Genomic DNA, 13,388 nt, shown 5'->3' with positions numbered 1-13,388 from the left:
GGCAGCACGACCGTCTTGAGCGCGGTGCACTCGTCGATCGAGTAGCCCAGCCCCTCCCGGCCGACGCCGGAGTCGGGGGTGCGGCCCCCGAACGGGAAGTGGCCCACCCCGTGCGACGGGGCGTCGTTGACGGTGACCATCCCGACCTCCAACGCGCCGGCCACGCGCCACGCCCGGTCCAGGTCGGAGGTGAACACCGCGGAGTCCAGCCCGTACCGCGATCGGTTCGCCACCTCGATGGCGGCGTCCTCGTCGCCGACCTTGACGATGGTCAGGACCGGGCCGAACGTCTCCTCCCACACGATGTCCGCGTCGAGGGGGACGGCGGCCAAGACGGTGGGTTGGTGGTAGGCCTCGTCGGTCTCACCGCCGGCGAGCAGCTCCGCTCCCTTGTCGAGGGCGTCCTGGACCAGGCCGTGCACGGTCTCGCAGGCTTCGGCGTTGACCAGTGGCCCGATGCCGACGCCGTCCGCGCGCGGGTCGCCGGCCGTCCAGGTCTGCGCCTCACCCAGTGCCCGCTCCACGTAGTCGTCGTACACCGCTTCCTCGACCAGGATGCGGCTCAGCCCCGAACAGCGCTGGCCTGCCAGCTTGAACGCCCCGGCCACGGTCTTGGCCGCCGCGTCGTCGACGTCGGCGTCGGACAGCACGATGCCAGCACCGTTGCCGCCCAGCTCGAGGTGGATCGGCTTGGGCCCGGCCGCGCGGGCGAGTGCGCGCCCCGCCGTGCTCGACCCCGTGAACGAGATCATCGAGATGTCCGGGTGGGACGCCAGCGCGTCGCCGAGCTCGCTACCGGGTCCCGTCACGACGTTCAGCGCGCCCTCGGGCAGGCCTGCCTCCTCCAGGACCCGGGCGAACATCAGCAACGCGGTCGGGGCGTCCGAGGGCGCCTTGGCCACCACGGTGTTCCCGGCCGCGAGCGCCGGGATGATCTTGGAGGCAGGGATGAACAGCGGGTAGTTGAACGGGCCGATCGCCGCGACCGTGCCGAGCGGCTCGCGCAGCACCACGCCGCGCTTCCCGATCGTCCCCGGGATCCAGTCGCCGGGGATGTACTCGCCGAAGATCTTCCGGACCTCCTCGCGGACGAGGTCGAGCCGCTCGATCGTCGTCCCGGCCTCGGAGTCCGCTGACGTTGCCGTCTTGCCCAGATCGATCGTGATCGTGTGCTGGAAGGCGCTGCGGGAGCCGGCCATCACCTGGGCCGCGTCCTCGCAGATCCGGAGGCGCTCGGCGGCGGGGACCGCCAGGAAGTCGTCCCTGGCGGCGGTTGCCGCTGCGATGGCACGCTCGACGTCGCCCTTCCCGCCCCGTTGCGCGCGGGCGATCAAGGTGCCGTCGATCGGCGAACGGACCGCGAAGTCCTCGCCGGTCTCCGCCGTCTGCCACTCCCCTCCGACCAGGATGCGCAACGTCGGCACCCCATCGGTCGTCGACGCCACGATCGGCTGGAACAGGTCCGGCAGGTCCAGTCGCGGGGGGCCGATGGCGGACGGCTGCGGGTCGACGAACGTCATCGGTGTCTCCTGTCGGGTCTCGCTTGCGAGGATGGCATGCGAGCGCCGACCGCACCGATCGCGCGGGTGTCCGTCCGGGGGCGGTCAGGTGGCGGGCTGTCCTGCCGTGAGCAGGCGCGGTGCGAGCTCCGCGAGGGCCTGGACGACCTCGGCCCCGTCCGCGTGCTCGATCAGCGGGACGCCGGCCCGGTCGGCGTCGACCACCGCATCGCTCCAGGGCAGCTGGGCGACGAGCTCGAAGCCGTGGCGCGCACAGAACTCCGCGATCGCCTCCGCGTCGGCCGGGGAGCGCACCTTGTTGGCCACCACCCCCAGCCGCGCGATCGGCAGCTCCTCGGCGAGCGCGGCCATGCGCCGCACCGTCTCCAGCGACCGGAAGTAGGGCTCGGCGACGAGCAGCAGCACGTCGACGTGGCGGGCGGTTCCGCGGCTCAAGTGCTCCGGGGAGGCCTCCATGTCCACGATCGTGGCGATCCGCGGGCTGGCGCCGAGGTCACCGAGCACGGCGCTGACGGTGGCGTGCGCCGAGCACAGGCAGCCCTCGTTGGCGTGGGCGGGCATGCCCATCAGCGTCAGACGGACCCCGTCGGGTGCCCTGACCGTGTGATGATCGAGGACGTCCTCGACCGGTTCGACCAGAGCGGGACCCTGGAGCCGGCGTGACACGATCGAGGGCGGCAAGGTCGTGGGCTCACCCTCGCGCTCGCGGTCGACGCCCAGCGCCGTGGCCAGGTTCGGGTTGCTGTCGGCGTCGATCGCGACGACCGGCGCCCCGGAGCGTGCCAGCAGGCGGGCCAGGGTGGCCGAGATGGTGGTCTTGCCCGCCCCGCCCTTCCCGGCGACGGCGATCCTCATGGGCTGACCTCCACGCTCGCGCCTTCGTACAGTTCCTCGTAGCGGTCGAGGTAGCGGCCCAGCAGCCGGCGGACCTCACGCAGCGAACCGGACCACGCATGCAGCCAGTCGCGGCCGTCGTCGGTGACGACGTACGTGCGCCGTGCGGGACCCGAGTCCGACGGCTCCCACCACGACTGGATCAGCCGTTCCTGCTCCATGGCTCGCAGTGCCCGGTACAGCCCGCCCGGATCGGTCTGCTCCAGACCCAGGTCCGTCAACTGCTCGAGCAGGTCGTAGCCGTGCGACGGCTGCTCGGCCAGGAGCAGCAGCAGGCACGGCCGCAGGAAGTTGCGGGGGAGTCCGCTGGGGGCGTCGGAGGCCATCAGTGATGGTGCGCGTGCTGGGCGCGCTCCGCGGCGCAGGCCTCAGCCTCTTCGACCGACGCGTGGCACCAGCAGTCGGCGCTGCAGTCGCCGTGCGCCGGCTGGGTGAGGTCGGAGAAGGACGCGGAGAACTCGTCGGCGCCCTCCTGCAGGCCCGTGGCCGACAGGCGGAACCCGTCGCCCACCACCTCCAGGTAGCCCTCGTCGACCAGCCGCTGCAGGTAGGTGATGCCGATCCCGGCGTCCACGCCGAGGAACCGCTCGATCAGGTCGGCGGTGACCACGTCCCCGAAGTCGGCCACCCTGCCTCCGCTCTCCTCCCGCACCGACTCGGCCTCGCCCCGCAGCCAGTACATCACCTGCAGGATCTCGCTCCGCCAGTACAGGGCTCGCAGCGATTCGGACTTGGGAACGTGTAGCTGCTCCACGGCGGCTCTCCCGTGATCGAACGTCGACATGATGTCGCGTCGTGAAGGCAGGGTAGCGCCACTGCGGCGGTGCGGCAGGGCGTCGCTCACAGACAGCCGCTCACGGTGGCGGAGGGACACCTGAGCGCGCTGGACATCGCGGGGGGTAGGTGTAGGCTGCACATAGGCCACCGTCGCTAGTGCGGTAAGGCGGCGGGGGAAGCACACACGACGGGAGAGAGTCGCAGATGGCAGTGCCACGGGAATCGAGACAGGTCCCCAGCAGGACGCCGGCTCAGCAGCTCCTCGACTACGCCGGACCGGTCAACCGGTTCACCCTCGATGAAGAAGGCCATGAGATCGGGGACTTCGGGAACCCGACGCGGTCGTTCATGGAGTACATGCTCGAGCCCGCCGCCAAGGCCGGCACCGGCAGGCGGCTGGGACCGCTGGAGAAGGTCCACGCGTTCTGGTTCGCCGGGATGAGCTGTGACGGATGCACGGTGACGGTCAGCGGCGCCCACGCGCCGTCGGTCGAGAGCCTGCTGCTCGGGGCGCACCCGGGCATCCCCCGGGTCGTCCTGCACCACCCGGTCGTCCAGGTCGAGTCAGGGCCCAACTACTTCTACGCCCACGAGCTGGCGGTCAAGGGAGAGCTCGACGCCCCGTACGTGATCATCCTCGAGGGCTCGATCAGCGACGAGGTGCGCGCCTACGAGACAGGCGGGTACTGGTCCGGCGCCGGTGAGGAGCCCTGGGGTCGCGGTGGCGAGTACCGCACCGTGTCGATCGACGAGTGGATCGCCCGGATGGCGCCCGGTGCGGCGGCATCGATCGCGATCGGGACCTGCGCCACCTGGGGCGGGATCCCCTCGGCTGAGGGCAACCCCACCGGGGCGATGAGCCTGATGGACTTCCTCGGGAAGGACTACCGCAGCGCCTACGGCGTCCCGGTCGTCAACATCCCCGGCTGCGCACCCATCGGTGACAACTTCACCGAGACGGTCGCGGCCGTCCTGTACTTCCTGCAGGGCTACGGTCCTCTCCCCGAGTTCGACGAGATCGGTCGGCCGGCGTGGCTGTTCGGCGAGACCGTGCACCGCCACTGCGTCCGCGGTGCCTACTACGAGGAGGGCACATACGCCAAGCACTTCGGCGACCCCGAGTGCCTCGTCGAGATCGGGTGCTGGGGGCCGGTGGTGAACTGCAACATCACCTCCCGCGGCGCCATCAACGGCTACGGCGGGTGCATGAACTCCGGTGGGGCGTGCATCGGGTGCACCATGCCCGGTTTCCCCGACAAGTTCACCCCCTTCTACAAGAAGCCGCCGGGCACGTTGGTGTCATCGAGCATCTCGCGGCTGGTCGGCAGCTTCGTCCGCCCGATGCGCAAGTACACCAACAACCACCTCAACCGTGAGACGCGGTGGGACGAGCACGGCGCGGTGCCCAGCGGCTGGGCCCGCGCGCAGTCCGAGCCAGGGTTCTTCAACGACCTCGGCCACAAGTTCTACGACCGCTTGCGCCGCGGTACCGACACCGGTCGGCGGCGTGCCGACGAGTGGGGCAAGGGCGGCACCGACACCGTCTGGACCGAGCTGCGCGACCCGCACCGCGAGGAGGACCTCTCGCTGCGGCCGGGCAGCCGGCGCTGAACGCGGAGCCCCACCCGTAAACGACCAAGGAGAGCGGCAAACATGTGCTTCAAGAACCTCCCCATCGAGTTCGACGCCGCGGGGAACGCGTCCTGGAAGGGCGGGATCCCCGACCCGCAGTCGGTGACGATCGCGCGGCCTGAGCTGTCACTGTCCGAGGATGAGCGCCAAGAGCAGATCCGCCGCTTGGTGGCCCGCAACGGGCACATCAAGGACCTCAACATGGACCCGATCACGCGCGTGGCGGGAGCGCTGGCGATCCACGTCGTGGCTGACCTCGACGAGGGTGTGTACCTCGATTCGCACTCGCAGGCGACCCTGTTCCGCGGCTACGAGGTGATCCTGATGGGCCGCGACCCCCGGGACGCGATCTTCGTGTCGTCGCGGGCGTGCGGCGTGTGCGGAGGTGTGCACGCGCACGCCTCGGCCTACGCGATCGAGATGGCGATGGGTCTGACCCCGCCACCGCTTGGCACGGTCGTGCGCAACCTCGGCGAGGCTGCCGAGATGGGGTACGACAACCCGCTGCACCTGTACCTGCTGGCCGGTCCGGACTACTCGGAGTCGGTCGTCAAGCAGACCAACCCCGAACTGTGGCCCAAGGCCGAGAAGTGGAAGTGCCCGGGGGCCAACGTCCACGGGTTCAAGACGATGGCCGACCTGATGCATGCCCTGAACCCGCTGACGGGTGCCCTGTACCGGGAGGGTCTGGACTTCACGCGGCACTTCCGTGAGTCGTTCGCGCTGCTGCACGGCAAGTACCCGCACCCGCAGACGATCGTGCCCGGTGGCGTGTCGACCACGCTCACGCTCCAGACGCTGAACGAGTACCACTCGCGGCTGGGGAAGGGCTACGACTACGCCCGGCGGATGATCGCCGTGTGGGACGACATCTACGCCTTCTTCATGGAGGCCGACGAGCGCTACATGTGGGTCGGGTACCGTCCGACCAACCACATCGAGCCGGGCTTCTGGGACGACCCCTACGCGTACGACGCCACCTACCAGAACTGCAACGAGTGGGGGTTGCGTCGGTGGTCGACCCCGGGTGTCGTCATCGACGGCGAGTTGATGACCAACCGCCTGACCGACATCAACATCGGGTGGGAGGAGTTCGTCGACCACGCGTACTACGACCCGTCCACCACTAGCCGCTACTCGACCGACCCGCTGGGCAACCCGATCACCGAGTACCACCCGTGGAACAAGCGGACCCTGCCCCGGCCGGGCGCGAAGGACTTCCGCGGGAAGTACACCTGGTCGACGGCGCCCCGCTGGGACCGCCAGGTGGTCGAGACGGGTGCGTACTCGCGCCTGCTGATGACCGCCCTGTCGCAGCAGCTGCCCGAGAACGACTTCATCGAGGCGACCGGGCACTCGCTGCGGATGGTCATCCCCAAGGCCGAGACCCACGAGACCGAGGTCGAGTGGCACGTCCCGGAGGTGTGGAACGCGCTGGAGCGCAACCGCAGCCGCGCGTACCACTTCCTGTTCGCGCAGCTCGTGGCGATGAACAACCTGTTGCTGGCGTACCGACTGCTCAAGTCGGGCGAGAGGCGCGTCGCTGCCGTCAAGCCCGACGATCTCGACGACTACATCCCCCGGGAGGAGACCCGCAGCGTCGGCTTCTGGGGAGCGGGTCGTGGCTGGTTGCTGCACCACCTGGTCATGGACCAGGGCAAGATCGTCAACTACCAGATCACGACGCCGTCGACGATTAACGCCTCGCCGCGGGACTCGTTCGACCAGCCGGGCCCCTACGAGGAGTCGGTCATCAACACGCCGATCCTCGAGGACATCTCGGACCCGTCGAAGTTCACCTCGATCGACATGATGCGTTCGGTCCGCAGCTTCGACCCGTGCATGCCGTGCACCACGCACGTGTACACGGGTCAGGGGACCGTGACCCGCGAGGTGAACACCTGCGCCTGCGGCGCGGACCTGTAGGCAGCGGGCGAGCACTTCGGGCCTGCGGGCATCCGGATGCGTCGGGTGCCCGCAGGTCCGCGCAAAGAAGAACAGCTAGCGGGGCGCGGGGGCTGGGGGCTGGTGTGGCCGTCGACGTGACGTCGAGCGTGTCCGCCGCCGCTGCGGAGCCCTCGCGAACCGAGTATCGAACGTGAGGGGGGACCCACGGTGACGAGCTTCGCCTTCCCGGGCCTGACGAACGTCTTCCTCCAGATCATCCAGGCGCCAACCGCCAACCCGACCGGGGTCGGTCAGGTCTGGGAGCGTTGGCACGAGAACGTGGCGCCTGGTGCGATCGGGTGGACGCAGTCCATCGCCGGGGTCACCGATGACGGGCAGTTCATCGCGGTGGTGGAGTTCGTCTCGGAGGAGGCGGCACGGAACAACCAACAGCGCCCCGAGCAGGACCTGTGGTGGCGTGACCTGTCCGCGCAGCTACAAGGTGACGCGACGTTCCACGAGTGCTCGAGCGTCTCACAGTACGGTGAGGCTCTCGACGACAAGGCGAGCTTCGTCCAGGTCATCCAGGGACGCGCCGCGCAGATCGAACGGCTCCTGGGCGAGGTCCCACAGCGCGAGCACCACCACGTCTACGAGACCGATCTGGACCTGATGGGTGGGCTGATCGGCATCCACGACGGGGGAGAGTTCACCGAGATCGTGTACTACCCGTCGGAGGACGCGGCCCGCAACCCCGACACCGGCGGGTACCGTGAGCGCGGCGTTTCGCTGATCGAGTTCCTGGCCGACCACGTCTCCGACATCCGGTACCTCAACCTCCGGGACCCCTGGATCCACCGGCACTGACGCGGCCAGTGGCTGTCTGTGCCCGGCCCCGGTAGGTCACGGATGAGCATCGTGGTCGGGGCGGTCAGCCAGCTGTACCAGGGTGACCTGGACGTGGGCCGTCACGTCCTGGAGGAGCTGGCTGGAGACGACCTGGGCGACAACGTCGCCCTCGAGGACTTCCACTACGGGGCGGTGGCGGTCACCCAGCGCCTGCAGGAACTCCGTCCGTACACGCTGGTGATCGTCGGTCCCGAGGAGCGCGATCGCGAGCCCGGCACCGTCGAGCGACGCAGGATCGGCTCGCTCGACATCGATCCGGCCGAGGTGCAGGTCGCCATCGGCGACGCAGGCACCGGGTACGTCACCGTGGGGTTGCTCCTGGAAGTGGCCTGGGGGCTGGAGGCGTTGCCGCCCCGGACGGTGACGATCGAGTTCGAGCCGGTACTGGTGGGGCCGGGCGACGAGATGTCGCCCGAGGCGCAGGCCGCGGTGCCTCGGTTGGCGGACCTCGTGCGGGCGGAGGTGCGGCGAGCGCCCCTCCTGGAACTCGCCGATCAGATCCGCGATCGGTTGGAGGCCGAACCCGACCGGCTGGAGCCCTCGCCCGCCGTGGAGGCCCTCGATGCGCTCCTCAACGAGCTCACGATCCTGGATCGCGAGGGGCGGTGGGGTCGGACCTTCGCCGAGCGCGACCGGCTGAAGCTGCGCATCTCGATGGGCGAGACCGGGGAGGGCATGGACCAGCTGGACTGGGGCATGTGGTGGGGTCTGATCGAGGAGATCGATCGCATCCAGCCGCTCGAGTCGCAGCCTCCGTACCACTAGCGCAGGTCCTCGCCGTCTACGGCGACGTGCTGTACAGCCACCGCGCGACCGAGGACGCCGGGATGGCCAACGCGTACCTCGTGTCCCGTCCCAGGGCGTAGACCACACCGACGAGCTCACCGCGTGCGTTGAGCACCGGCCCGCCCGAGTAGCCTGGGAGCACGACCGCCTTCACGCGCAGCACGTTGGACGGTTCACCCAGGACGGGTCCCTGAAGCTGGTCGACCACGATGCCCTTCATCGCGGTGAACTGGCCCCCGAGCGGGTACCCGGCCACCCGGACGATCTCGCCGGTGCGGGGTGGATGGCGGGCGAACGCCACCGGGTGTCGCAGCGACCGTGACGTCCGTAGCAGCGCCAGGTCGTGAGCATCTGCCACGCGCGATACATCTACGTCGAGCACCTGCCCGTCCCACGTCGAGACGTCCAGCGGGTCGGCGCCGTCCACCACGTGCCGGGCCGTGACCAGGAGCCGGGGACCGACGGCGGTGGCCACCCCATGGCCGTCTTCGCGCTGTGACACGGTCCGGACGCGGAACGCGGACTCGCGTGCCATCTGGGGCACCAGATCGACGGGCCGTGGGGGGGGTGATTGGGGGGGTGGCGCGTCGACGGGGGCGGCACGACGACGACGTCGCAGCCACCGCCACGCGCTGGTGACTCCCGTGTGGATGTGGCCTCCCGTACGCCTCTCCTCGTCGCATCCCGGTCGAGCAGTGACGATGGCCCTGCAGCACGGCTGCAGGGCCACGGGGCCACACGCTCGGTTGACTTGGTTGCACGGGCCCGCACGGGGCCCGCTGCCGACTCACGCGACGGTCTAGCGCTCCTGGGCGACGCGACGGACGTAGTTGCTCAGCGTCTTGCTCATGGTGTGGATGTCGTGCTTCTCCCTGAGGTGCTGCTCGACCTCACGCTGAAGCTGCTCCTCCGTCCCGGCCTTGAAGCGCCCGCTGCAGTCGGCGCCGGCGTCCCGTCAGCGGAACTCGTACGCCATCCTGGCTCCCTTCTGTGGTGTTACCGCCGAGCTGAACTGGTGGTCTTCTTCGCGGCCTTCTTGCGGCGCCGACGCGGCGGCTCCGGCTGCTCCGGCTGCTCCTCCGCCGCCTTGCGCTGCAGGAGGTTCTCGAGGCTGGTGCGTGCGCTCTCGATCTCACGGACCATGTCGCTCATGACCGGCTGCAACGGCTCGGTCTGGTTCACGATCGCGCGCAGACCCGCGATGATCGTGCCGAGGGTGTTGACGACGTGCCTCAGGTGCAACGCCACGCGTATCAGGTAGATCGCCAAGGCGGCGACCGTGATGGCGGTGGCGATGAGGGTTACGATGGCGGCGGCTGGCATGTCGTGTTCCCCTCTCTACAGCACGTGGTCGAGAGCGGCGGCGTACCGTTGCACGCCGTTGCTCGTGTCCCTCACAAGACTCCGCGTGTCGAGGAGTCCTTCCACATCGTCGAGCGCCGCGAGAACGTTCTGCGCGTGGTCCAAGGCGTCGTCGGCGTAGATGCGGATCTCCTCGATCGGGCTCAGAAGGGTGCTCAGCAGTACGAGCACGGCCGGGATCACCACGAACAGGAAGATCAGGTTCCCGATCCACCACAGCACCATGGTCGTTGCCTCCTGTCGGTCGTTCGGCGGCCGGTCAGCGCGCCAGCTGTTCCGCCCTCTGCGCGACCCGGGGCAGGGTCCCGTTGATGTCGCGCAGGAGCCGGTTGACCTCGGTGACCCCTGGTCCGATCGCGCTGACCTGGGTTTCGACGGCGCGCACGCCGAACGCCACCCGGGCGAGGTTGGCGGCGATCGAGCGCAACCGCCGTGTCACCATCGTGACCATGATCGCCAGCACCAGCACCAGCAGCACGATCTCGATGACCGTCAGCGTGACCAGTAGCAGGAAACTCACGGTGTCGCCCCCTCGCCTGTCATCGTCGGCTGCGGTTCACAGCCTGCTGTCCAGTAGTTCTTCGTGAGCTTGCATCTCTTCGCGGAGCGATTGGAGCGTGTGGGACAGTTCGCGCAACTGCCAGGTGGTGGCCGTGTTCGACGCGAAGCGCGTCGCGGTCTCCCACACCTCGCGGACCCCGCGGTCGATCTGTTGCACGATGCGCAGCAGGAGGGTCAGCAACGCGATCACGACCAGGAGGACGACCGCACCGATCCCCAACGAGATCATCCAGAACGTCTGGTACTCAGAAACCAGCGCCAGCAGTTGCATGTCTCATCCCCCCAGAACTTGGCGGACGCTCTGAGCACTGTGCAGGATATGCATGGCGTGCTCATCGACCGTCGCGACATCCCACATCCCGAGCGTGTTGCGGTACCCGTCATCGAGCGCGTCGATCGCCACCCGAGCCTGCTGGTTGATCGTCTGCGCCGAGTTCAGGATCGACGCCACGACCACGACCACCACCAAGACGATCACGAACCCGATCGCGAGCCCCACGTACCAGCCGCCGAGCGGGGGTCCTGACGGGGCGTCCTGCAACAGGATCTGGATCAGTGACAACATCGGTGCCTCCCCATCGACGACCGAAGCGCTCCTGCGACTCCGGCCCCCCACCGGTATGTGTCGCACACACGTAACCCTAGCAGGTACGAACCTTCCGCGTGCCAGTCGTTGCTGTCAGCTGGCCAACTCTCGTCGTCGCTGCGACACGAGCCGACAGATTTTTTCGCTCGTGGCGGGACGGCATCCGGGCCCCAGCGGTCGTATGGTGGTACGTGGCGACGTCTGGGGGAGTCGATGATGGGACCGCAGCCGGGTTGGCAACCGGGCCGCGGTGCGCAGCGCCCTCCCGGATGGGGCCCGGATCCCGCCGGCCGGTACGAGGAACGCTTCTTCGACGGTCACAACTGGACCGCACGTGTCCGGATGGGCGGCTCGGAGGCGATCGAGCGCGACGTGGACGCGGGGCCGGGGTCCGGGCGTTGGTTCCGCGACCCGACCGGCCGCTTCGAGGAGCGCCTGTTCGACGGGCGCCGCTGGACCAAGATCGTCCGGGTGGCGGGGACCGAGGCAATCGACATCCGGGGTGTCCCGGTTGGGACCGCACGCCCACGGGGAGAAGCTCCTGCCCCATCATCGGCGACGCAACCGCCCGGCTGGTACCCCGACCCGTCCGGCGAGTACCCGGAAGGGGAGCGGTTCTGGGACGGTTTCCAGTGGACGGCGAAGGCCAGGCCCGCTGGGCGTCGACGCCCCGGTTCCCCCTACCCCCGTGCGGTGCTCGTGACAGGGGCCGCCGCCGTGCTGATCCTGGTGATCGCCATCGTGGCGGTGATCGCTCTGACGTGACGACCGGCGCGCTCTCCTGCGCCGTCGCGACATGGTCGCCGGTCGCCTAGCATGCGCCGCCATGCCCAGATGGTTGATCCCCTTGAGTGTCGTCGTCGTCGCCGGCGTCCTCGCCGTCGTCGTCGCGCGTGCGGGTGGCGACGCTCCTCCGGCCGCTCCGTCACCCTCACCGACGGCCCCGGCAGCGGCCCCCACCGAGACCGCCCCAGCCGCTGCCCCGACCGGGTTCGTGCGCTTCCAAGACGAGCAGACGGGGATCGCGATTTCCTACCCGGCCAACTGGGAACGGCTCGAGTCGCCCGACCCGCAGGTGGTGGTGGTCGCCACCCTGAACGGGCGTGACTCGTTCCTGGTTCGCAGGAGCGAGCTCGGGTTCACGGTCACCGCCGAGAACCTCGACGCCGTCCGGTCGTTGACGGCCGAGATCGTCACCGCCAACGAGGACGTGGAGCTGCTCGCCGGACCCGAACCCATCGAGCTGGCCGGCCTCCCCGGCCACTTCTACCTCTACACGTTCGCCGATGAGAGCGGCCAACGCGGTGCCCACTCGCACTACTTCGTGTTCCGCGGCGACATCATGATCAGCCTGGTTTTCCAAGCGCTCCCTGCCGACCGGTTCGCCGAGCTCGCCCCTACGTTCGATGCGATCGCTGCGAGCATCGAGGTCACCGCCCCGCAGGAGTGAGGCAGCCGCGGTGGCTCGCACGCTGGTGCGCGACGTGGCGCGATGGGCGACCGGCCGGTCGTGCTGGTGCGGGCGAAGCGGTGTGGCGCTGCGAGGAGCCCGACTGCACCGTGATCGCCCTGGGCTGCGTAGAGCCTGGTAACCCCCGTCGCGTGGCGAGCGAACCATCACAAACGATCGGAGCCGCCGGTGGTCCGGCGGCTCCGATCGTTCGGCTGCTCGCTTACTGGCCGCAGGCCCCCGGAGGCACCACCGCGGGCGAGCAGTTGATGTTGTTGGCGTGTCCGTGGATCGTGAACCCTTGCTGGTTGACGTGGCCGTCGGGACCGGTACGACCGACCTCGGTCAGGATCCCGGCCGTGTCAGCCTTGATGGCCTGAACCAGCCCGATGATCCGATCGACCCGGTTGTTGATGCCCGGGACGCCCTTGCGCCCACAGACCTGGATCTGCCGGTTCAGATCGGTGATCCCCGGGTTGGGCCCGTTGGAGCCACAGGCGATGGAGTTCACCGTCGCCAGGATGGCGCGGACGTTGCCGTGGATGCTGTTCACCGAGGCGCCGATCGAGCGCACGCTGGCGCCGATCGAGTTCACGCTCGCGGTGATCTGGTTCACCTTGCCGTTGATCTCTCCGGCCGTGGCGTTGATCGAGTTGACGTTCCCGGCGATGTCGTTGGCTGCGGTCACGACCTGGCCGGCCAGTCCGGACAGGGGTTGGACCTCCGTGTTGATGTTCCCGGAGATCTCGATCGTCTGTTGGGTCAGTTGGATGGCGTCGGTGTTCTCGTCGATCGCCGACACCTCGCTCGTGATGGTCACTACCCGGTCATCGATCTGGCGCGCCGACAGCAGCGTGCCCGTCAACATCAGCACGGCCGCCAGCGCCCAGGCGATGACGATCACCAGGACCGTCGCCGCCAGGCCGGACTCGTCGGTGTGGATCCTCATCTAGGTCCCACCTCCTAGCACGGGCCCGGGATGATCAGGCCTTCGCAGATGCTCTGCAGGTGCTTGTTGACCTCC

Annotated in this window: 17 protein-coding genes; 6 read left to right on the top strand and 11 right to left on the bottom strand. The window is 69.0% G+C overall.

Features of this window, described 5'->3' with window-relative positions:
- The 4 genes from M3N57_02840 to M3N57_02825 form a co-directional block, all read right to left on the bottom strand.
- The coding region (locus tag M3N57_02840) for an aldehyde dehydrogenase family protein (GenBank protein MDP9021635.1) at positions 1–1,520 on the bottom strand (1,520 nt) is incomplete at its 3' end.
- Positions 1,521–1,604: 84 nt separating this feature from the next.
- Positions 1,605–2,375 carry a P-loop NTPase gene (locus tag M3N57_02835; protein ID MDP9021634.1) on the bottom strand — a complete coding sequence of 257 codons (771 nt, stop codon included), beginning with the start codon at positions 2,373–2,375 and terminating at the stop codon, positions 1,605–1,607.
- On the bottom strand, positions 2,372–2,740 hold the full coding sequence (locus tag M3N57_02830; GenBank protein MDP9021633.1) for a PadR family transcriptional regulator: 369 nt from the start codon (positions 2,738–2,740) through the stop codon (positions 2,372–2,374). Before M3N57_02830 ends, M3N57_02835 begins: the two co-directional genes overlap by 4 nt.
- Entirely contained in the window at positions 2,740–3,168 is a 429-nt protein-coding gene (locus M3N57_02825) for a hypothetical protein (GenBank protein MDP9021632.1), read from the bottom strand. The genes M3N57_02830 and M3N57_02825 overlap by 1 nt, the downstream gene beginning before the upstream one ends.
- A gap of 227 nt (positions 3,169–3,395) precedes the next feature.
- On the opposite strand from M3N57_02825, the gene M3N57_02820 reads away from it, so the two are divergent.
- From M3N57_02820 to M3N57_02805, 4 genes are all read left to right on the top strand, one after another.
- Positions 3,396–4,802 carry a hydrogenase expression protein HypE gene (locus M3N57_02820; GenBank protein ID MDP9021631.1) on the top strand — a complete coding sequence of 469 codons (1,407 nt, stop codon included), beginning with the start codon at positions 3,396–3,398 and terminating at the stop codon, positions 4,800–4,802.
- Between the two features lie 42 nt (positions 4,803–4,844).
- Positions 4,845–6,749 (top strand): nickel-dependent hydrogenase large subunit, encoded by a 1,905-nt coding sequence (locus tag M3N57_02815; GenBank protein ID MDP9021630.1) that lies wholly within the window; start codon positions 4,845–4,847, stop codon positions 6,747–6,749.
- 189 nt (positions 6,750–6,938) lie between these two features.
- Entirely contained in the window at positions 6,939–7,577 is a 639-nt protein-coding gene (locus tag M3N57_02810; protein ID MDP9021629.1) for a hypothetical protein, read from the top strand.
- A gap of 42 nt (positions 7,578–7,619) precedes the next feature.
- A complete protein-coding gene (locus tag M3N57_02805; GenBank protein ID MDP9021628.1) occupies positions 7,620–8,384 on the top strand; it encodes a hypothetical protein in 765 nt (254 codons plus the stop codon).
- Between the two features lie 16 nt (positions 8,385–8,400).
- Here M3N57_02805 and M3N57_02800 read toward each other — a convergent pair whose 3' ends face one another.
- The 6 genes from M3N57_02800 to M3N57_02775 form a co-directional block, all read right to left on the bottom strand.
- Positions 8,401–8,940, bottom strand: coding sequence for a serine protease (locus M3N57_02800; protein ID MDP9021627.1), 540 nt, complete (start codon positions 8,938–8,940; stop codon positions 8,401–8,403).
- Positions 8,941–9,401: 461 nt separating this feature from the next.
- A complete protein-coding gene (locus M3N57_02795) occupies positions 9,402–9,728 on the bottom strand; it encodes a hypothetical protein (GenBank protein ID MDP9021626.1) in 327 nt (108 codons plus the stop codon).
- Positions 9,729–9,743: 15 nt separating this feature from the next.
- The gene (locus M3N57_02790) at positions 9,744–9,992 is read right to left on the bottom strand and encodes a hypothetical protein (GenBank protein MDP9021625.1); all 249 of its coding nucleotides are present in this window, start codon (positions 9,990–9,992) and stop codon (positions 9,744–9,746) included.
- 34 nt (positions 9,993–10,026) lie between these two features.
- Positions 10,027–10,287, bottom strand: a complete 261-nt coding sequence (locus M3N57_02785; protein MDP9021624.1) for a hypothetical protein — start codon at positions 10,285–10,287, stop codon at positions 10,027–10,029.
- Positions 10,288–10,323: 36 nt separating this feature from the next.
- Positions 10,324–10,599, bottom strand: coding sequence for a hypothetical protein (locus tag M3N57_02780; GenBank protein MDP9021623.1), 276 nt, complete (start codon positions 10,597–10,599; stop codon positions 10,324–10,326).
- A gap of 3 nt (positions 10,600–10,602) precedes the next feature.
- A complete protein-coding gene (locus M3N57_02775; protein MDP9021622.1) occupies positions 10,603–10,893 on the bottom strand; it encodes a hypothetical protein in 291 nt (96 codons plus the stop codon).
- 234 nt (positions 10,894–11,127) lie between these two features.
- Between M3N57_02775 and M3N57_02770 the strand changes: the two genes are divergently transcribed.
- Together M3N57_02770 and M3N57_02765 are read left to right on the top strand one after the other, a co-directional pair.
- The gene (locus M3N57_02770) at positions 11,128–11,679 is read left to right on the top strand and encodes a DUF2510 domain-containing protein (protein ID MDP9021621.1); all 552 of its coding nucleotides are present in this window, start codon (positions 11,128–11,130) and stop codon (positions 11,677–11,679) included.
- Positions 11,680–11,740: 61 nt separating this feature from the next.
- The gene (locus M3N57_02765; GenBank protein ID MDP9021620.1) at positions 11,741–12,364 is read left to right on the top strand and encodes a hypothetical protein; all 624 of its coding nucleotides are present in this window, start codon (positions 11,741–11,743) and stop codon (positions 12,362–12,364) included.
- A gap of 223 nt (positions 12,365–12,587) precedes the next feature.
- On the opposite strand, the gene M3N57_02760 is transcribed toward M3N57_02765, so the two are convergent.
- A complete protein-coding gene (locus M3N57_02760; protein ID MDP9021619.1) occupies positions 12,588–13,313 on the bottom strand; it encodes a hypothetical protein in 726 nt (241 codons plus the stop codon).
- Positions 13,314–13,388: the final 75 nt, after the last annotated feature.

Source organism: Actinomycetota bacterium (assembly GCA_030776725.1).
Classification (GTDB): domain Bacteria; phylum Actinomycetota; class Nitriliruptoria; order Nitriliruptorales; family JAHWKO01; genus JAHWKW01.
This window is presented reverse-complemented; position numbering and strand designations above follow the sequence as displayed.

What these genes read in the sequence shown, in the direction of transcription:
- M3N57_02790 (MDP9021625.1), bottom strand. Translation starts at nt 9,992, where the DNA reads ATGGTGCTGTGGTGGATCGGGAACCTGATCTTCCTGTTCGTGGTGATC.
- M3N57_02820 (MDP9021631.1), top strand. Translation starts at nt 3,396, where the DNA reads ATGGCAGTGCCACGGGAATCGAGACAGGTCCCCAGCAGGACGCCGGCT.
- M3N57_02775 (MDP9021622.1), bottom strand. Translation starts at nt 10,893, where the DNA reads ATGTTGTCACTGATCCAGATCCTGTTGCAGGACGCCCCGTCAGGACCC.
- M3N57_02805 (MDP9021628.1), top strand. Translation starts at nt 7,620, where the DNA reads ATGAGCATCGTGGTCGGGGCGGTCAGCCAGCTGTACCAGGGTGACCTG.
- M3N57_02795 (MDP9021626.1), bottom strand. Translation starts at nt 9,728, where the DNA reads ATGCCAGCCGCCGCCATCGTAACCCTCATCGCCACCGCCATCACGGTC.
- M3N57_02770 (MDP9021621.1), top strand. Translation starts at nt 11,128, where the DNA reads ATGATGGGACCGCAGCCGGGTTGGCAACCGGGCCGCGGTGCGCAGCGC.
- M3N57_02815 (MDP9021630.1), top strand. Translation starts at nt 4,845, where the DNA reads ATGTGCTTCAAGAACCTCCCCATCGAGTTCGACGCCGCGGGGAACGCG.
- M3N57_02830 (MDP9021633.1), bottom strand. Translation starts at nt 2,740, where the DNA reads ATGGCCTCCGACGCCCCCAGCGGACTCCCCCGCAACTTCCTGCGGCCG.
- M3N57_02765 (MDP9021620.1), top strand. Translation starts at nt 11,741, where the DNA reads ATGCCCAGATGGTTGATCCCCTTGAGTGTCGTCGTCGTCGCCGGCGTC.
- M3N57_02800 (MDP9021627.1), bottom strand. Translation starts at nt 8,940, where the DNA reads ATGGCACGCGAGTCCGCGTTCCGCGTCCGGACCGTGTCACAGCGCGAA.
- M3N57_02835 (MDP9021634.1), bottom strand. Translation starts at nt 2,375, where the DNA reads ATGAGGATCGCCGTCGCCGGGAAGGGCGGGGCGGGCAAGACCACCATC.
- M3N57_02760 (MDP9021619.1), bottom strand. Translation starts at nt 13,313, where the DNA reads ATGAGGATCCACACCGACGAGTCCGGCCTGGCGGCGACGGTCCTGGTG.
- M3N57_02780 (MDP9021623.1), bottom strand. Translation starts at nt 10,599, where the DNA reads ATGCAACTGCTGGCGCTGGTTTCTGAGTACCAGACGTTCTGGATGATC.